The 16,350-nt window shown below is 35.3% G+C and carries 22 protein-coding genes and 1 pseudogene; 13 read left to right on the forward strand and 10 right to left on the reverse strand.

Annotated features, from left to right (window positions below; genetic code table 11):
- Positions 1 to 155 precede the first annotated feature (155 nt).
- Both Bandiella_RS06225 and Bandiella_RS06230 read left to right on the forward strand, forming a co-directional pair.
- A complete protein-coding gene (locus tag Bandiella_RS06225) occupies positions 156 to 860 on the forward strand; it encodes an IS6 family transposase (protein WP_323732571.1) in 705 nt (234 codons plus the stop codon).
- On the forward strand, positions 860 to 1,333 hold the full coding sequence (locus tag Bandiella_RS06230; protein ID WP_323732821.1) for a DDE-type integrase/transposase/recombinase: 474 nt from the start codon (positions 860 to 862) through the stop codon (positions 1,331 to 1,333). The genes Bandiella_RS06225 and Bandiella_RS06230 overlap by 1 nt, the downstream gene beginning before the upstream one ends.
- Here Bandiella_RS06230 and Bandiella_RS06235 read toward each other — a convergent pair.
- The 4 genes and pseudogenes from Bandiella_RS06235 to Bandiella_RS06250 all read right to left on the reverse strand — a co-directional run bounded on the left by Bandiella_RS06235 (position 1,323) and on the right by Bandiella_RS06250 (position 2,885).
- Positions 1,323 to 1,457, reverse strand: a complete 135-nt coding sequence (locus Bandiella_RS06235; protein ID WP_323732822.1) for a hypothetical protein — start codon at positions 1,455 to 1,457, stop codon at positions 1,323 to 1,325. The two genes, Bandiella_RS06230 and Bandiella_RS06235, sit on opposite strands and share 11 nt — an antisense overlap.
- A 46-nt stretch (positions 1,458 to 1,503) precedes the next feature.
- Complete coding sequence (locus tag Bandiella_RS06240; protein ID WP_323732571.1) at positions 1,504 to 2,208, reverse strand: IS6 family transposase; 705 nt, start codon at positions 2,206 to 2,208, stop codon at positions 1,504 to 1,506.
- Between the two features lie 37 nt (positions 2,209 to 2,245).
- A pseudogene (locus Bandiella_RS06245) lies at positions 2,246 to 2,563 on the reverse strand (IS6 family transposase); the annotation flags it as partial.
- Positions 2,564 to 2,573: 10 nt separating this feature from the next.
- Positions 2,574 to 2,885: a VirB3 family type IV secretion system protein gene (locus tag Bandiella_RS06250; protein WP_323732823.1), complete on the reverse strand. Its 312-nt coding sequence runs from the start codon at positions 2,883 to 2,885 to the stop codon at positions 2,574 to 2,576.
- A 74-nt stretch (positions 2,886 to 2,959) separates the two neighbouring features.
- Between Bandiella_RS06250 and tmk the strand changes: the two genes are divergently transcribed.
- Both tmk and Bandiella_RS06260 read left to right on the forward strand, forming a co-directional pair.
- Positions 2,960 to 3,574: a dTMP kinase gene (gene tmk / locus Bandiella_RS06255; protein ID WP_323732824.1), complete on the forward strand. Its 615-nt coding sequence runs from the start codon at positions 2,960 to 2,962 to the stop codon at positions 3,572 to 3,574.
- A gap of 330 nt (positions 3,575 to 3,904) precedes the next feature.
- A complete protein-coding gene (locus tag Bandiella_RS06260; protein ID WP_323733405.1) occupies positions 3,905 to 4,489 on the forward strand; it encodes an IS6 family transposase in 585 nt (194 codons plus the stop codon).
- Positions 4,490 to 4,508: 19 nt separating this feature from the next.
- On the opposite strand, the gene Bandiella_RS06265 is transcribed toward Bandiella_RS06260, so the two are convergent.
- Positions 4,509 to 5,270 carry a sulfite exporter TauE/SafE family protein gene (locus Bandiella_RS06265; protein ID WP_323732825.1) on the reverse strand — a complete coding sequence of 254 codons (762 nt, stop codon included), beginning with the start codon at positions 5,268 to 5,270 and terminating at the stop codon, positions 4,509 to 4,511.
- An 83-nt stretch (positions 5,271 to 5,353) separates the two neighbouring features.
- Entirely contained in the window at positions 5,354 to 6,526 is a 1,173-nt protein-coding gene (locus Bandiella_RS06270) for a PQQ-binding-like beta-propeller repeat protein (RefSeq protein ID WP_323732826.1), read from the reverse strand.
- A gap of 165 nt (positions 6,527 to 6,691) precedes the next feature.
- Between Bandiella_RS06270 and Bandiella_RS06275 the strand changes: the two genes are divergently transcribed.
- The 3 genes from Bandiella_RS06275 to Bandiella_RS06285 are packed head-to-tail and all read left to right on the forward strand — an operon-like array spanning position 6,692 to position 10,867.
- The gene (locus Bandiella_RS06275; RefSeq protein WP_323732827.1) at positions 6,692 to 7,717 is read left to right on the forward strand and encodes a hypothetical protein; all 1,026 of its coding nucleotides are present in this window, start codon (positions 6,692 to 6,694) and stop codon (positions 7,715 to 7,717) included.
- Positions 7,718 to 7,761: 44 nt separating this feature from the next.
- Positions 7,762 to 9,780: a TrbL/VirB6 family protein gene (locus tag Bandiella_RS06280; protein ID WP_323732828.1), complete on the forward strand. Its 2,019-nt coding sequence runs from the start codon at positions 7,762 to 7,764 to the stop codon at positions 9,778 to 9,780.
- A 22-nt stretch (positions 9,781 to 9,802) separates the two neighbouring features.
- A complete protein-coding gene (locus Bandiella_RS06285; protein WP_323732829.1) occupies positions 9,803 to 10,867 on the forward strand; it encodes a mechanosensitive ion channel family protein in 1,065 nt (354 codons plus the stop codon).
- A gap of 79 nt (positions 10,868 to 10,946) precedes the next feature.
- Here the strand turns inward: Bandiella_RS06285 and Bandiella_RS06290 are convergent, their stop codons facing one another.
- Both Bandiella_RS06290 and Bandiella_RS06295 read right to left on the reverse strand, forming a co-directional pair.
- Positions 10,947 to 11,315 carry an IS1 family transposase gene (locus Bandiella_RS06290; protein WP_323733407.1) on the reverse strand — a complete coding sequence of 123 codons (369 nt, stop codon included), beginning with the start codon at positions 11,313 to 11,315 and terminating at the stop codon, positions 10,947 to 10,949.
- Positions 11,219 to 11,692: an IS1/IS1595 family N-terminal zinc-binding domain-containing protein gene (locus Bandiella_RS06295; RefSeq protein ID WP_323732830.1), complete on the reverse strand. Its 474-nt coding sequence runs from the start codon at positions 11,690 to 11,692 to the stop codon at positions 11,219 to 11,221. Before Bandiella_RS06295 ends, Bandiella_RS06290 begins: the two co-directional genes overlap by 97 nt.
- Positions 11,693 to 11,962: 270 nt before the next feature.
- On the opposite strand from Bandiella_RS06295, the gene Bandiella_RS06300 reads away from it, so the two are divergent.
- Positions 11,963 to 12,547, forward strand: coding sequence for an IS6 family transposase (locus tag Bandiella_RS06300; protein WP_323733405.1), 585 nt, complete (start codon positions 11,963 to 11,965; stop codon positions 12,545 to 12,547).
- 94 nt (positions 12,548 to 12,641) lie between these two features.
- On the opposite strand, the gene Bandiella_RS06305 is transcribed toward Bandiella_RS06300, so the two are convergent.
- On the reverse strand, positions 12,642 to 13,343 hold the full coding sequence (locus Bandiella_RS06305; RefSeq protein WP_323732831.1) for a DUF6765 family protein: 702 nt from the start codon (positions 13,341 to 13,343) through the stop codon (positions 12,642 to 12,644).
- Here Bandiella_RS06305 and Bandiella_RS06310 point away from each other — a divergent pair.
- From Bandiella_RS06310 to Bandiella_RS06320, 3 genes are read left to right on the forward strand one after another with little or no spacing between them, the layout of a single operon-like run.
- Positions 13,228 to 13,482: a transposase-like zinc-binding domain-containing protein gene (locus tag Bandiella_RS06310; RefSeq protein ID WP_323733428.1), complete on the forward strand. Its 255-nt coding sequence runs from the start codon at positions 13,228 to 13,230 to the stop codon at positions 13,480 to 13,482. The genes Bandiella_RS06305 and Bandiella_RS06310 overlap by 116 nt on opposite strands.
- A complete protein-coding gene (locus tag Bandiella_RS06315; RefSeq protein WP_323732577.1) occupies positions 13,467 to 14,078 on the forward strand; it encodes a transposase in 612 nt (203 codons plus the stop codon). The genes Bandiella_RS06310 and Bandiella_RS06315 overlap by 16 nt, the downstream gene beginning before the upstream one ends.
- A gap of 20 nt (positions 14,079 to 14,098) precedes the next feature.
- The gene (locus Bandiella_RS06320; protein WP_323732514.1) at positions 14,099 to 14,449 is read left to right on the forward strand and encodes a transposase; all 351 of its coding nucleotides are present in this window, start codon (positions 14,099 to 14,101) and stop codon (positions 14,447 to 14,449) included.
- A 167-nt stretch (positions 14,450 to 14,616) separates the two neighbouring features.
- On the opposite strand, the gene Bandiella_RS06325 is transcribed toward Bandiella_RS06320, so the two are convergent.
- Complete coding sequence (locus Bandiella_RS06325; RefSeq protein ID WP_323732832.1) at positions 14,617 to 14,847, reverse strand: hypothetical protein; 231 nt, start codon at positions 14,845 to 14,847, stop codon at positions 14,617 to 14,619.
- A gap of 46 nt (positions 14,848 to 14,893) precedes the next feature.
- Here Bandiella_RS06325 and Bandiella_RS06330 point away from each other — a divergent pair.
- Positions 14,894 to 15,657 (forward strand): IS5 family transposase gene (locus tag Bandiella_RS06330; protein ID WP_323732753.1). Its coding sequence is split into 2 segments (ribosomal slippage): positions 14,894 to 15,266 and positions 15,266 to 15,657, totalling 765 coding nucleotides; the frame shifts between segments, so codons are not numbered across the junction.
- A 192-nt stretch (positions 15,658 to 15,849) separates the two neighbouring features.
- On the forward strand, positions 15,850 to 16,299 hold the full coding sequence (locus Bandiella_RS06335; protein ID WP_323732575.1) for an IS1 family transposase: 450 nt from the start codon (positions 15,850 to 15,852) through the stop codon (positions 16,297 to 16,299).
- Positions 16,300 to 16,350: the final 51 nt, after the last annotated feature.

Genomic DNA, 16,350 nt, shown 5'->3' on the forward strand with positions numbered 1-16,350 from the left:
TGAAAAGAATAAGAATCTTTCATATTCTGAAGGAAATAGTTGCTGGTAATAATGCTAAAAACAGATCCATTATTCTTAGTCTATTTTGGTTCTGTCGCATCTGTTGAAACACATAAGAATTTTTGATATTCTGAAAGAAATAGTTGCTGGTAATAATGTTTAAAGTAGACCCAAAATTAATGAAGTATTTTAAGAACCATGAATATGGCGCAGAAATCATTATGGTATCGCTGTATATGAAAGGAAGATATTCTTTAAGTTACAGAGAGATAGAAGAGATAGGCGGGTTGAGAGGACTCAACATAGATCACGCCACTCTACAAAGATGGGTAGTAAAGTTTATGCCAATACTTGAAGGAAGATTCAGAAAAAGAAAAAAGCCAGTCAACGGCAGCTGGAGAATGGACGAGACATATATCAAGGTTAAAGGTAAATGGGTCTATTTGTATAGAGCAGTTGATAAATACGGGGATACCATAGATTTTATGCTAAGAGCAAAAAGAGATAAAAGGGCAGCTAAAGCGTTTTTCAGGAAAGCAATTAAATCTAGTGGCCAGCCTATAAAGGTTAATATAGATAAAAGTGGCTCTAATACTTCTGCTTTGAATTCGATCAATAAGCCATTATCTAAAGAAGACCAAATAGAAATTAGGCATAACAAATATCTAAACAATAGGATAGAAGGCGATCACAGATTTGTAAAGAAACGAACTAGACCGATGCTTGGTTTCAAATCCTTTAGAAGTGCCGCCAGGACTATTGCAGGAATAGAGCTCTTGCACATGATTAAAAAAGGACAACTTGCTGACAATGACAATTATAATTCTGACTTTGATAAATTTCTTTCACTAACTGCTTAATGGAAAAATATACAAATAATTTGAAAGTTTTTGCATCATATTACAGATGCGACAGAGCCGTAGATGAAGATGGATATGAGATAGATGTCTTCCTACAGACCAGACGTAATAAAAAGTCTGCGATAAGGTTTTTATCAAGATTATTACAATCAAATCCAGTACCCAGAGTAATCGTGACAGATAAATTAAAAAGCTATACCAAACCTATAAAAGAAATGTGCCCTAAAACAGAGCATAGGCGCCATAAAGGATTAAATAATAGGGTTGAAAATGCACACCAACCAACACGCAGGAAAGAGAAATGCCTAATAAAATTCAAATCTCCTTCTGGGGTACAGCAAACTCTTTCTTTGATGGGAAAAATAAGGAACATATTTTCAGTAGATGTGGGCAGGTATATTAACAGTTCTAGCAAGCAAAAAGAAATGTTTTTGAAGCTAAATCTATTTGGGATCACGCCGCTCAATCCATAGCTGCTGCATAATTTTCAAAAAGATGCTCTGTCACGCCCTTACCTCCATTAACTTGACGGTGCCGTTCTCCCTGGAGAGATTTGCCTTCAGAATATGGAGGATGGAAAAATAGGCTCTGTCGCATCTGTAATATGATGCAAAAACTTTCAAATTATTTGTATATTTTTCCATTAAGCAGTTAGTGAAAGAAATTTATCAAAGTCAGAATTATAATTGTCATTGTCAGCAAGTTGTCCTTTTTTAATCATGTGCAAGAGCTCTATTCCTGCAATAGTCCTGGCGGCACTTCTAAAGGATTTGAAACCAAGCATCGGTCTAGTTCGTTTCTTTACAAATCTGTGATCGCCTTCTATCCTATTGTTTAGATATTTGTTATGCCTAATTTCTATTTGGTCTTCTTTAGATAATGGCTTATTGATCGAATTCAAAGCAGAAGTATTAGAGCCACTTTTATCTATATTAACCTTTATAGGCTGGCCACTAGATTTAATTGCTTTCCTGAAAAACGCTTTAGCTGCCCTTTTATCTCTTTTTGCTCTTAGCATAAAATCTATGGTATCCCCGTATTTATCAACTGCTCTATACAAATAGACCCATTTACCTTTAACCTTGATATATGTCTCGTCCATTCTCCAGCTGCCGTTGACTGGCTTTTTTCTTTTTCTGAATCTTCCTTCAAGTATTGGCATAAACTTTACTACCCATCTTTGTAGAGTGGCGTGATCTATGTTGAGTCCTCTCAACCCGCCTATCTCTTCTATCTCTCTGTAACTTAAAGAATATCTTCCTTTCATATACAGCGATACCATAATGATTTCTGCGCCATATTCATGGTTCTTAAAATACTTCATTAATTTTGGGTCTACTTTAAACATTATTACCAGCAACTATTTCTTTCAGAATATCAAAAATTCTTATGTGTTTCAACAGATGCGACAGAACCTCATCTACAGCTCTCCACAAAATAAAATATTTACCGTTAATTTTAATGCTCATCTCATCCAAATGCCATTTATCCTTTGCTTTCCTCTACTTCTTCTTGATTATATCTAAAAACCTTTTTCCAAATTTAATACACCATGCTCTTATCGTTTCATGGCTTACTTCTATACCCCTTTATAACAACTCTTCTGCTACGTCTCTATAACTCAAATTAAATCTGTGGTACAACCAAACTGCATGTCCTATTATCACCATTGGATATCTGTATCTGCTCGCTCTTTCTTCCATTGTTTTTCTATTATTTTTTATTTTGCTCCAATTTACTATTTTTTCCCTCTTCTCTCAATACCTTTTGCACCTCAACTTTTTTAACTTGACGGTGCCCAATGAACAAAGGTTCCTTATAACATATCGCTACTCCCAAACCGTGTATTGGAAACGATATAGCCAGATATAAAAAGTTCGCGGTCATGATGTAAGATATCATACAGACAAAAGCGTTTATGATAAAAAAGTTATAACTTGCCCCAAACAACAAAGTTGGTCTTGTCAACCCCACAAACAGATGATCGGTATTTAAAGAACCTGGCATAAATTCAAAAAAAATCACTTAACTTTCATAGTAACTACTTGCATCTTTGAGCACAAGCTATATTTTGATAAAAAATAATATTTCACTTATTTATGAAGTTTATAACTTTTGAAGGTTGTGATTTCTGTGGAAAATCGACACAAGTAGTTCTGTTGAAAGAATTTTTCCAAAGTGAGCAAAGAAAAGTACTCACAACCAGAGAACCAGGAGGCAGTGACTTTGCAGAGGAAATCAGAGGTTTGTTATTGTCAAAACATGGAGTTACCGACCCTCTTGTAGAATATTTACTACTTGCAGCTGCAAGAAAAGATCATGTGGATAGTGTAATAAAGAAGAGGCTAGACGAAGGCTATTATGTTATATCAGATAGATTTTACGATTCATCGTTATGCTATCAAGGGTATTACAAGAATCTGGACCTTAAGATATTGGAATACATAAAAAGTATTAGTATTGACAAATTTGAACCTGACTTAACGTTTGTAATAGACATCTCTATAGATGAAATCCAAAAAAGAATGGCAATCAAAAGAGCGGATAATAACTTGTATGATTTGAAAGACGTGCAATTTTATCAAACCATTAAAGACGGTTACTTAAAGATAGCACAAGATAATCCAAAAAGGATTGTGGTCATAGACGGCAATAAAAAAATTGCAGACATCCAGGATGAGATTATCCAAATAGTAAAGGGGCGAATTTTGTAGTTGATTTCCACTATGAAATAATGCAGTATTTCATAAAGTGTCTTTTACTGTCCCGAATGTTTTTTGCCAGATTAGTTTTTATATTGGTCTTCTCCTGCATGCTTAATTTTAATGGGCACCGTCAAGTTAAAAAAGTTGAGGTGCAAAAGGTATTGAGAGAAGAGGGAAAAAATAGTAAATTGGAGCAAAATAAAAAATAATAGAAAAACAATGGAAGAAAGAGCGAGCAGATACAGATATCCAATGGTGATAATAGGACATGCAGTTTGGTTGTACCACAGATTTAATTTGAGTTATAGAGACGTAGCAGAAGAGTTGTTATAAAGGGGTATAGAAGTAAGCCATGAAACGATAAGAGCATGGTGTATTAAATTTGGAAAAAGGTTTTTAGATATAATCAAGAAGAAGCAGAGGAAAGTAAAGGATAAATGGCATTTGGATGAGATGAGCATTAAAATTAACGGTAAATATTTTATTTTGTGGAGAGCTGTAGATGAAGATGGATATGAGATAGATGTCTTCCTACAGACCAGACGTAATAAAAAGTCTGCGATAAGGTTTTTATCAAGATTATTACAATCAAATCCAGTACCCAGAGTAATCGTGACAGATAAATTAAAAAGCTATACCAAACCTATAAAAGAAATGTGCCCTAAAACAGAGCATAGGCGCCATAAAGGATTAAATAATAGGGTTGAAAATGCACACCAACCAACACGCAGGAAAGAGAAATGCCTAATAAAATTCAAATCTCCTTCTGGGGTACAGCAAACTCTTTCTTTGATGGGAAAAATAAGGAACATATTTTCAGTAGATGTGGGCAGGTATATTAACAGTTCTAGCAAGCAAAAAGAAATGTTTTTCGAAGCTAAATCTATTTGGGATCACGCCGCTCAATCCATAGCTGCTGCATAATTTTCAAAAAGATGCTCTGTCACGCCCTTACCTCCATTAACTTGACGGTGCCGTTTGAGAGTATCAATTTTATTCCAAAATTTAATAATAAAACGAAATTTACAAACATAAATAATGCATAGATAAAGGAGAGCCATTTTTTAGCTCTTAGCATGATATGTTGCCCTAAGAGACTTATAATAAAAAGAGCAGGAAATGTCCCAAGCCCAAAGAAAAACATAGCTAAAAATAATACCAATGGGGCATTTTGATGGGATGCAACCAGTATAATAGCACTAAATACCAATCCGCACGGAATCAGCCCTAAAATCATTCCCATAAACAAGCCCTTTATACCAAATGGGGTTAAGCTTAGCTGCTTTATAAAAGTAAGAATGTGAGACTCCCAAAACTTAAAAGATTTTAAAGAACGACTAAACATGTTAAGTTTTTTGCTGGGAATTAATTTAGAAAGCATCATTTGTAGATATATCAATGCGCAAACTATGAGTAAGATACCAGCCGCTATTTTAAAAGCGCTATTCTCTTTTAAGGATACAGATATAAAATTCACTGCCAATGTTAATAAACTATAAGTTAACGCCTTCCCTACATAATAAGGCATAGATAATGCGCAATTTAGCTTATTCCAATTGGTAAGCTGATTATTGTTTAGATGCATCAGCCTCATATTAGTTTGCCCCAAAACAATGGGCCCACACATCCCAACACAATGGGTAAAACTTCCAATAACCCCATAGACGAAAAGCGCCAGCACCAGCGTTAGGGATTCTATACCCAAAAGATTGGATTCCAATAGATACTGTACAAAAACGCTACCATTCTCATTTGCATGACCGTGACAACTCATAACTTATGTTATTCTTAAGAAATAACGAAAGTTTTAGCTTTTGTGTATATCGGAGGAATATAAGCGTTCTGTCCAATTTCATGCGTAACTTTTATCAATTTACCATTTAAATCAAAAGCTAGAAATTCGCCTTTTGAACTTAAAACATAAACGTTGTGTCCAACTATAATCGGCGCATTCCAATATCTAGCAGACGCCTTTTTATCTTTGTTTGACAAACAATCGAATAACTTCACTCTCCATAATTGCAGCCCATTAGAAGCATTGATTCCAACTAAATTGTTTTCTTCATCAAGTACGGTGAGCAACTCGTTTGATATATAGAACTGTCTGTTAGAAGCAACTTTGCTTTTCCATACTATAGCCCTGGTTGATAAATTTAATTTATAAAAATATCCGTTTGAAGAATAAAAGTACAATGAATCGTTTATTCTGACAGGTTGATATATCAAAGCTTCTTTGGAATCCAAGTTCATATCAAACATTAACGCGTTTGAATTGTCTATGATCCACGCTTCAAAACCAGTTCTAATATTAATGGCACTAATTCTTCCTGAACTGTCTTGTGTGATAAGCACATTTTCATATGGTATAGGAGAAGTGACATTTATAACACTAACATCTTCAGTCAATCCGGCTTTGTACCAAATAACCTCTCCGTTATCAGAATTCAAGGCATACATCCCATCGTTTATTGTTTTTAGAAACACGATTTTATCGTGAACTATAGGGTACGCTCTTACCATTTCTTGTAGATTTTTACTCCATAAAGATTTACCCGTCTTGGCGTCTATACAGTTGACGAAGTTAATTCCATAGGTTGCATAAATTTTAGTTCCGTTCTGAGATAAACCTCCATTGAGATAATCACCAAAGAAACTTGATCTTTTGCCTATAACATCACTCTTCCATTCCGCTTTTTTACTCGCGGAATTAAATCTTGTGACCACCCCTTTTCTATCCATGCTGATTATGTAGTCACTTCCTACTATAGGGTAAGAAATCATTGGGAAACCTGAAGACCCAACAGTTTTTAAAACGAAAAAGTCACTTTTGTTTAGCTCTTTCTCATTAGGGAAATTTTCGCCGTTTAAATAGTTGGAGTACTGCCATACAACATCGCTATTAAGTTGAGAGTCTTTTTTAATTTGTTTTTTTACACATGATGTAAGGAATAAAACTGACACTAAGCATATTGCCAATTTTCTTGTCAAAATTTTGTAAGAGTGCATAAATACCAACCTAAAAATTCAAATGGTCATTATCAACTCTTAATACTTCTTATTATTTTTGTTGTAAAGTGATAAGTTAGAATGTAGTCTTAATTTTAATCTTGTGAGCAATTTCTACGAATGAAAACAAAGCGAATTGCCTTGGTAATGCTGTTGTGCACATTAGCTGCTTTCATAACCGATATCAGCTATGCAGCTAATTTTTACGGGCAGTGTTTATTATCAAGCGGTGGTAACAGTAGTCAGGGTGATAATGTTGTGGTATTAACCCCCTTGGATGCCAAATGTCAGTCTAATTGTCAGGCGCGGTGTGATCAAGTGTTTTCGTATACCTTTAACCCATATGCTCAAATTAACACGGGGAGTGATTCCGCAAAGAATGGCGGCCAAGAACTTAATCAGGATATTTCAATAGATTGCTATTCTGCGTGCCAGAAAGGTGAAGAGTATAAAGGACGAGCTTTTAATGCATTTATAATCAGTTGTAACGACCCAACACAAGATGTTTTTCAGAAGTTATGCGTAGATAAGAACGGCAATCCTGCAACTGGATGTAAGGATGTTGATTTTGTTTCAGCAGATGAAGCAAGGTACGTGTGTTTTGCCAAAACTTTACAAGGAGAGGCGGCTGTTGGTGCAATTTGCAATCAAGATGCAAGTTACAATGTAGTACAAACAGGCTATACAGCCAAAGAAAGTGATGTGTTTGATTTGAGTTTGATAGGAGGTAAATCACAAAACCAACTTTTCCTATGTGGGAAGAAGCACATAAGTGTCACCCCTATATTTAGTGATATGCCAAACTCAAACGTTGTTCCTGCATCACTATGCGATACCAGTAAGTCTATGGATCAATGGTACAAATACGACACTTGGTTTACGTTTGATTGGAAAAATAAGAACAGCCATAGATACCTAGCAACTTTGGATGATCCAACGTTCAACTCCTTAAAACAAGCCCCCCAAACTTATTGGTACGAAACGATCTTAAGTGATGCAAAATTGTCAGCATCATACGTTGGTTGGGGGCAAAAAATCCACAGTTCTTCGATACTGGCATTGACATTCAGAATGGCGATTTGGTTTCAATTACTTGGAGCGGTGTTTATTCATATTCTGGGTGTAGTATCCCAATTCATGATGTGAAGAACGTGTATAAAGTCCTGCCTGCAGCAAATAGACAGAATATAATGACCCAATGTATATGGGATGACACAATCGCAGACGAGTCAAAATCTTTGTGTAAAGAGGCATGGTATAAAAACAGCTATTTGAGAATCAAAAACTCAAATGGCGGTGAAGATCATTTATACGGTGAAGAATTTAGGGTAGGAGGGATAGATGCGTTTGCAATAAATGCAGGAAACGAGCAAAAAACAAAGGTAACGCAGCAATATGGTTTAAATGGCACAGTCACTGATATGAATTTATATGTGACGCGCTACCCTGGCAGCATTACGAGTTCTAACAACAAAATTAATTGCACTTGCACAGAGCAGGATAATCCTGGATGTAAAAATTATAATGACTACCACTGCATTAATAAAGAGGCCTTTCAAGCTGGAAAAGCTCATTATGGCTTAAATGGTGTTCTTACAGATGATAGATTTAGTACTAGAAATCGCTTAGAGTTAGCCCATTATGATATGGGTGAGGGAAAAAATTCCACTTGGTATCAAGATAATACAGGTGGATATCAATTAGAAATCGACTGGAGCGGTTGCCCTAAAAACAATGGGGAAAATGTACAGTATACCGTTGCTCCGAAAGATTCTATACTGGACAACAGCGCAAAATGGGTTGATATTACACAAAACGATTGGACAAACGCTTATCTCACCATATCAAATAACGCAATCTCAACTGATTGTGTTAATGACAAAGAATGTTACGCTTTTCTAAGAATTAAGCTCGAGACACCAGTTGCTGGAATGGAGGAGAACTACAAATACCACAACACTTACGGACAATACAATGTAAGTTTTGTAAAAAGGGGGGATTCCAATTCGTGTAGCAAAGGCTTAATATACGATACAATGAATGATATTACCGACACACTTGTTGGCAAAAGAGATGTAAAGACAAATCAAAGAGATGTCGACACAGGAGCTGTTGGAGGCATATTCACGTCAGTTATCAAAAAAGCATCAACAGTGATCAAATTATTGGTTACCCTGTCTTTAATTTTTAGCGCGATAGCATATATGGTCGGCTTAGTGGATTATAATGGTGATGCATTTATCAAACTGGTTTTAAAATATGCAATAGTGCTTGCATTATTAACGGAAAAAAGTTGGGATTTCTTTGCTGGATTTATGGTACCTTTCTTTATTGATGGTAGTATTGAACTAGTTGCAAGATACTCTGCGGAGTCATTCCTTAGCTCAGATAATTGCTCGCATCAGATAATTCAGGATCCCTACATGATCTTCTCCATATTTGATGGGCCTATGTCAGAGTTCACTTCACCAATTATTTGGAAAAAAATATGGGCAATATGTACTAGCGGGTTATTAGGATTCTTTACTGCAGTGTTGCTAGTGATAGCAATAGGTTATTATTTTGTTGCTGTAGTCAAAGCAATTGCAATGTTTGTGTTTGCTTTAATAATGGATTCATTACTTATTTTGATGTCTCCAATTTTTATACCATGTATTTTATTCTCAAAAACAAAAGGGCTGTTCGATACGTGGGTTAAATACTTATTTTCCTACGCATTACAACCAATTTTTGTTTACACTACGATAATAATACTAAACTTTGTAGTAATAATGCTGATAAGTAGTATATTCAACTTTACAGCTTGTTCTGTTTGTTTGATTAAGCTTAATTTAGTGGTGGAAGAGCCATGTATAATATCTGGTTACCAAAGTATGATGGATGCCCATCTTCCTCCTGATGCTTCTCATCCGAGTCAATACACTTCGTTCTCGTCTTATGCAATGTCTTTTATTGGAGCTTTGGCTATATACATCATTGCGTCTGCTATGTCACAGTTTTCAACCGTTATGGCTGGCATCGCATCTTGGATTATCACTGGCAGTGCAATCAGGCATTCAAATGTTGGTTCTGTTGCTGATGATACTAGTAAGTATGTCCAGGCACAAGCTCAACAAGCAGCCCTCACTGTTGCTAGTGGTGGTTCTGCTGCTGCAGCTAAAGCTGCTAAGGCGTATCAGAAAATGAAACAGGGAGAGAATGACGGGTAGTAATAATAAGAAAGTATGAAAAATGATATTTACGAAAAACCCTATAGCTAATTTTGTTTTATCTGGTCAATCTGGATCTTTGTATGTTTTAGAAGGGTTAGTGATTTTTTTGCTTACCTGTTTTATCCTTATTGCGTTAAATAGAATGCGTCATCGACTGCGAAAGAAAAAAGGGATGAACAATTTGTATTTCATTATTTTGAACGCAATAAAACTTCCCATAAAAATTCTGCTCCTAGTTTTCTTTATATCATATGTTGTATCATTAATAGCAAGAGGTGCACATTTTGATTTTATCAATACTATTTCTCTGATAAGGAAAGTAGTTTTGGTATTTGTATTAGCGTGGGCATCTGTGAATGTACTACATCAATATGAACTATACCTAAAGAAAAAAAATGAAGGGTATCAAATACAGATAGATGCATTTTGTAGAGTGCTGAAAATCATTGTTGTGGTCTCTTCTATGTTAGTTATGATTCAAACAGCTGGTGTAAACATTAGTAGCTTGTTAGCACTCGGCGGTATAAGTGGACTTGTAATAGGTTTTGCATCAAAAGATTTGCTTTCCAATTTTTTTGGTGCAGCTTTAGTGTATTTAGACAAACCTTTTGAGATAGGAGACTGGATAAGTTCTCCTGATAGAAGTATAGAAGGGGTTGTGGAATTGGTAGGATGGAGACTGACGAAAATTAGAACGGCGGATAAATGTCCTATCTATGTACCTAACTCAGTATTTAATTCTATAATAATAGAGAATACGTCAAGAATGTCGCACAGGAGAATACAAGAAACAATAAGTATTAAGCATAGCGACCTTAAGATGCTGGAGAAAATTACAGCAGACATAAAGTCAATACTTAGAACCTATGAAGAAATTGATTCTGCTGAAACTACCTCTGTTTTCTTAACTCATGTGCATCGGGGATCATTTGATATAGAAATTTTAGCCTTCACAAAAACAACTGAGTGGATTAAATATCAGCATATAAAACAATACATTCTACTAAAAGTTTGCGAAATTATAAGTGGCAATGGTGCTCAAATCACATCTAATATACCGTGTTTATGCCAAAACATTGATTAACTTCCACTACCAAAATCTGTCAAAAATTCCAGTGTTGCAAGATGGAATAAAGAAAGGTATAGTTGAGCGGATCAGAGTGTTAGCCAAAGATAGATATAAAATTGCCCTGCTCACTTAGGAAATTATTGTTATCCTCAAAATGTACCCAGAGCTTAATCGTAAGATCGACAACTTCTTCAGATTTTGAAACTACCTTTGTTTTTCTGGTCATTCTTGCAATTCTGTGCCTTGTGTTTGAGTTATTGGACTCAATTGAGAGTGTATGTTGTTTGCCAACAACATGTTGATGGCGAGGTATAACCTCTGAATAAACAGACCAAGCGTCTGTGTAATAAGTGCAATTATCTCTACTTATGATTTTCCACAATTTTCTAAAGGTTGTAACGTTACGCTTACCAACCACCCAGGCAACAACTCTCTTGAGCTCCCTACTATAGGCTTTCCATATCCATAATTTGTTTTTTTTGAATCTACAAAATGCCACATCTCATCTATTTCAACTTCTCTCAATTCTTCCGGCACTGTTGGTCTTGGTATCTTTTTAGCATACAGTATTATCCACTTATATACGCTAGTATGAGCTACTTTAAATAATTTCCCTAGCCATCTAAAGCTACTTTTCCCCATGCTGTACAATAACACTGCCAGAGCCTTCATCTCTGGCGAACAGCCTCTTAATTTAGTGTTTGTAAAATTACATCCACACTCTTTGCATTTATACCTTTGCATACCCCTAATATTACCATTCTTAACGTATTTACTGCTACTGCATTTTTTACACTCTGTATTCATATTTCTATTTTCTTTGTTGCTCGCTATATTCATTTTAGCATCTTATCTATCTTATGGCAACACTCCCAATCCATTTTTACTCCTGTTGGCACCGTCAAGTTAAAAAAGTTGAGGTGCAAAAGGTATTGAGAGAAGAGGGAAAAAATAGTAAATTGGAGCAAAATAAAAAATAATAGAAAAACAATGGAAGAAAGAGCGAGCAGATACAGATATCCAATGGTGATAATAGGACATGCAGTTTGGTTGTACCACAGATTTAATTTGAGTTATAGAGACGTAGCAGAAGAGTTGTTATAAAGGGGTATAGAAGTAAGCCATGAAACGATAAGAGCATGGTGTATTAAATTTGGAAAAAGGTTTTTAGATATAATCAAGAAGAAGCAGAGGAAAGTAAAGGATAAATGGCATTTGGATGAGATGAGCATTAAAATTAACGGTAAATATTTTATTTTGTGGAGAGCTGTAGATGAAGATGGATATGAGATAGATGTCTTCCTACAGACCAGACGTAATAAAAAGTCTGCGATAAGGTTTTTATCAAGATTATTACAATCAAATCCAGTACCCAGAGTAATCGTGACAGATAAATTAAAAAGCTATACCAAACCTATAAAAGAAATGTGCCCTAAAACAGAGCATAGGCGCCATAAAGGATTAAATAATAGGGTTGAAAATGCACACCAACCAACACGCAGGAAAGAGAAATGCCTAATAAAATTCAAATCTCCTTCTGGGGTACAGCAAACTCTTTCTTTGATGGGAAAAATAAGGAACATATTTTCAGTAGATGTGGGCAGGTATATTAACAGTTCTAGCAAGCAAAAAGAAATGTTTTTTGAAGCTAAATCTATTTGGGATCACGCCGCTCAATCCATAGCTGCTGCATAATTTTCAAAAAGATGCTCTGTCACGCCCTTACCTCCATTAACTTGACGGTGCCTAATTTCCTAAGTGAGCAGGGCAATTTTATATCTATCTTTGGCTAACACTCTGCTAATTTTATCGATTCGTCACGCCATTTATGCTTATTATATTTGAGTATATCAAACGATGTAATTTGTTTTGCCAGCTCATTATATTGTTTTATTCTTTTTCCTTGCAGCCTTTTGACATCTAAATAACTATTTTTTTCATCGTTATACATTATTGTTTCAAGTGACGATAAAAATTGTTCCACGCCAACGTTGAGTTTTTTTGTATACCTGCCGTATTCATGGATTAATTTCTTTGAGGCATCTAAAAATCTGCGAATATTACTAATTTTACTTTTCTTAAGCCTTGGGTCTTGCCAAATCAACCCAACCAAATCGGGTTTATCAAGTGCATCTATATGCCCTATGGTAGGTAATATTCCTACTAAATGACTATACAACGCATTAAAATCGCTTGATGCCCCAATGAAATTTTGATGCGCCCAAGTGTCAACATAAACGTGTGATGCTATCCCTATACAATATAGATTTCTGCTTTTAAGGGCGCATCTTAGAATCTTCCTAGCTAATTTGCTGTTTTTTGTTGTGTTGATACTATGCTCGGGAGTGTTGCCATAAGATAGATAAGATGCTAAAATGAATATAGCGAGCAACAAAGAAAATAGAGATATGAATACAGAGTGTAAAAAATGCAGTAGCAGTAAATACGTTAAGAATGGTAATATTAGGGGTATGCAAAGGTATAAATGCAAAGAGTGTGGATGTAATTTTACAAGCACTAAATTAAGAGGCTGTTCGCCAGAGATGAAGGCTCTGGCAGTGTTATTGCACAGCATGGGAGTGTTGCAAGATGGAATAAAGAAAGGTATAGTGGAGTGGATTACAGAATAAAGAAGAGAAAAATGTCATCAGCGCATCAAATAATAATGGTATGTTTGGATCAATTGGTTGGTAGTGAGCATCAATATCGCAAATTTAAGGAGCTGTTTAATTTTGGGGCAGCAGAGCAAGAGCTGAAGGGAATTGAATCTCCTGCTAATTATAAGGGATATGGTGTTTTACGTTTATTTAAATGCTTGTTGTTACAGTTTATGGAAGATTTGTCAGATCGTGAACTAGAAAGATATTTGAGTGACAGTGTTGCAGCCAAGTGGTTTTGTGATTTTGATTTAACCGAAGCCACACCTGATTATAGCGTTTTTAGTAGAATCCGCTCAAAGATAGGAACAAATTTGTTATCAAAAATCTTTGCCATTTTTAGAGATCAACTAAAATCTCAAGGATATATGAGCGAGGTATTTACTTTTGTTGATGCAAGTCACTTGATCTCCAAAGCTAATTTATGGGAAGAGCGGGATGAAGCCAGAAAACAAAAATATGAAAAACTTAACAACGAAGTCTTGCCTAAAGTCGCACATGATAAACAAGCCAAAATAGGGTGCAAGGGTGGTAGTAAATTTTGGTATGGCTATAAGAAAAACATGTAAGCGTAGATATTCAATCCGGAATGATCAACAAGGTTGCTATAACGCCTGCTAATGTTACCGATGCAAAGGGAGTTGCGCATGTTTTACCAAATAGTGGAGCAGTTTATGCTGACAAAGGGTATTGTGTTGCACCAGCAAAGAATGCAGCTAAAAGCAGAGGTATTCATTTTTGCGCCATCAAGAAAAACAATATGAAGCAAAAGAATTTTGACCTTGATCGATACTATACTTCCATAAGGGCTCCGTTTGAGAGGGTGTTTTCTCAAGATAATAAACGATTGCGATACATAGGAATTGCCAAAAATCAGTTTGCTGAATTTATGAATGCTATCTGCTTTAATTTAAAACGTTTAACGGTTCTTACTGCCTAAGCTCATAAAATCACGCTTCGCAGAATCAATAAAAAGCTAAAAATTACCATATCCCACCTCAAAGAAATCTTTTGAATTCTTGGGGAAACCAGTTTTTTGTTAATTTTTTTAGACCATGGTCCAAACTTCCTTAAATCAAACCATCACATTTATCCTTATTTTATCTTTCAACGCTCCCTTTCTATATTATTCAAATTTAAATCTGCTAATCCTTTACCAAATGTCTGATATAGCAGTTTAATTTTAATTATTTCTTTTGGCGTTATTTCTACTATGGCTTTATAACTATGAACTTTTATTAGCTCATTTATTATCTCTATGGCGTCTAATAACTCCTCATCAGTTTGTGATTTGATATTAAGATTAAAATCTTTGCAAAACTTAGATAGTGTCGTCATGAGATTTGTGGTATAATATGAAAGAAAAGATAAATCAGGAGTAAAAATGGATTTAGGGCTACATAGGCATGATATAACAGATAATATGTGGGATTTGATAAAGGATCATTTACCAGGAAGGGAAGGTACGTGGGGAGGTTTGGCACATAATAACAGAAGATTCATTAACGCAGTATTTTGGATATTAAGAACAGGTTCTCCCTGGAGAGATTTGCCTTCAGAATATGGAGGATGGAAAAATACACATAAAAGATTTTGCAGATGGAGAGACAAAAGGATATGGGAGGCTTTATTGGAGATATTTGTGAAAGAACCTGATATGGAATGGTTAATGATAGACGCAAGTCATAGTAAAGTGCATCCACATGCTTCAGGTGCAAAAGGCGGCAATCAAGATATGAGTCGTACAAAAGGGGGCTCAATACAAAGATTCACCTTGCCTTGGATTCACATGGTATGCCACTCAAAGTTATTATCACAAAAGGCTCAGAAGCTGATTGCAAGCAGGCTGTTAATCTTATTGAAGAGATGAAAGCTGAGTACTTACTAGCCGACAGAGGGTACGATGCTAATTACATAATTGACCATGCCCAAGAATTGGGCATGAGCGTTGTTATTCCTCCTAAAAAGAACAGAATCACCCAGAGAAAATACGATAAAGATTTATACAAAATAAGGCATATTGTAGAAAACACCTTTCTTCATCTTAAAAGATGGAGGGGAATTGCAACCAGATATGCTAAAAATTCAGCTTCTTTTCTTGCCGCAATTCAGATTAGATGCTTATCTCTTTGGCTTAAAATCTCATGACGACATTATCTAAGTATATTAACTAAATCCTCTTCTTCTCTAACATTGTTATTTAGATCGAAGGAATCAAATATTGCATCTAACCTTTCCTCTATTGCCTCATTATATTCTGTATTGCTAAGCAAACATAGCATACAATTGAGAAAGCTGCTATGATATGTACAATAATACTAATACAAATAAGGTTAGTATATGTCAGAAATAATATGTTGCAAATGCAGAGAAAGTAATTATTACAGATCTGGGAAAGTGAACGGGAAACAAAGGTATAAATGTAAAAGTTGCGGCTGTCATTTTACAATAAATGACAGAATAGAGAAGTATAGCGTAAAACAAAAAATTGTGGCAATCACGTTATTTAAAAAAGGCCTTAGCTTAAGGAGTATAGCTGAAGTAATAGGAGCTAATAATGTCATTGTATTATACTGGATAAAAAACATAGGAAAGTTTATCAAAGATACAGTGCTAGATAGTGGGGTTCAAAGCAGCAAGGATTTAGAGGTTGTAGAGATGGACGAATTATGGCATTACGTCCAAAAAAAGAGAAAACTATGGATATGGCTTACTTACTCTGGTGCCAGAAAAAGAATCATTGCCTGTGAAGTTGGCTCTGGTGGTGTCAAAACTTTAAAAAAGCTGTAGCAGAAGGTTTCTTTGTTTAAGCCAGATATTATTTGTACTGACAATTACAAA

Source organism: Candidatus Bandiella woodruffii (genome assembly GCF_034359465.1).
GTDB lineage: Bacteria > Pseudomonadota > Alphaproteobacteria > Rickettsiales > Midichloriaceae > NDG2.

Excerpts from the sequence above, each read along its gene's own strand:
- Bandiella_RS06225 (WP_323732571.1), top strand. The coding sequence starts at position 156 with ATGTTTAAAGTAGACCCAAAATTAATGAAGTATTTTAAGAACCATGAA.
- Bandiella_RS06230 (WP_323732821.1), top strand. The coding sequence starts at position 860 with ATGGAAAAATATACAAATAATTTGAAAGTTTTTGCATCATATTACAGA.
- Bandiella_RS06235 (WP_323732822.1), bottom strand. The coding sequence starts at position 1,457 with ATGCGACAGAGCCTATTTTTCCATCCTCCATATTCTGAAGGCAAATCT.
- Bandiella_RS06240 (WP_323732571.1), bottom strand. The coding sequence starts at position 2,208 with ATGTTTAAAGTAGACCCAAAATTAATGAAGTATTTTAAGAACCATGAA.
- tmk (WP_323732824.1), top strand. The coding sequence starts at position 2,960 with ATGAAGTTTATAACTTTTGAAGGTTGTGATTTCTGTGGAAAATCGACA.
- Bandiella_RS06275 (WP_323732827.1), top strand. The coding sequence starts at position 6,692 with ATGAAAACAAAGCGAATTGCCTTGGTAATGCTGTTGTGCACATTAGCT.
- Bandiella_RS06280 (WP_323732828.1), top strand. The coding sequence starts at position 7,762 with ATGACCCAATGTATATGGGATGACACAATCGCAGACGAGTCAAAATCT.
- Bandiella_RS06285 (WP_323732829.1), top strand. The coding sequence starts at position 9,803 with ATGATATTTACGAAAAACCCTATAGCTAATTTTGTTTTATCTGGTCAA.
- Bandiella_RS06295 (WP_323732830.1), bottom strand. The coding sequence starts at position 11,692 with ATGAATATAGCGAGCAACAAAGAAAATAGAAATATGAATACAGAGTGT.
- Bandiella_RS06310 (WP_323733428.1), top strand. The coding sequence starts at position 13,228 with ATGAATATAGCGAGCAACAAAGAAAATAGAGATATGAATACAGAGTGT.
- Bandiella_RS06320 (WP_323732514.1), top strand. The coding sequence starts at position 14,099 with ATGATCAACAAGGTTGCTATAACGCCTGCTAATGTTACCGATGCAAAG.
- Bandiella_RS06325 (WP_323732832.1), bottom strand. The coding sequence starts at position 14,847 with ATGACGACACTATCTAAGTTTTGCAAAGATTTTAATCTTAATATCAAA.
- Bandiella_RS06335 (WP_323732575.1), top strand. The coding sequence starts at position 15,850 with ATGTCAGAAATAATATGTTGCAAATGCAGAGAAAGTAATTATTACAGA.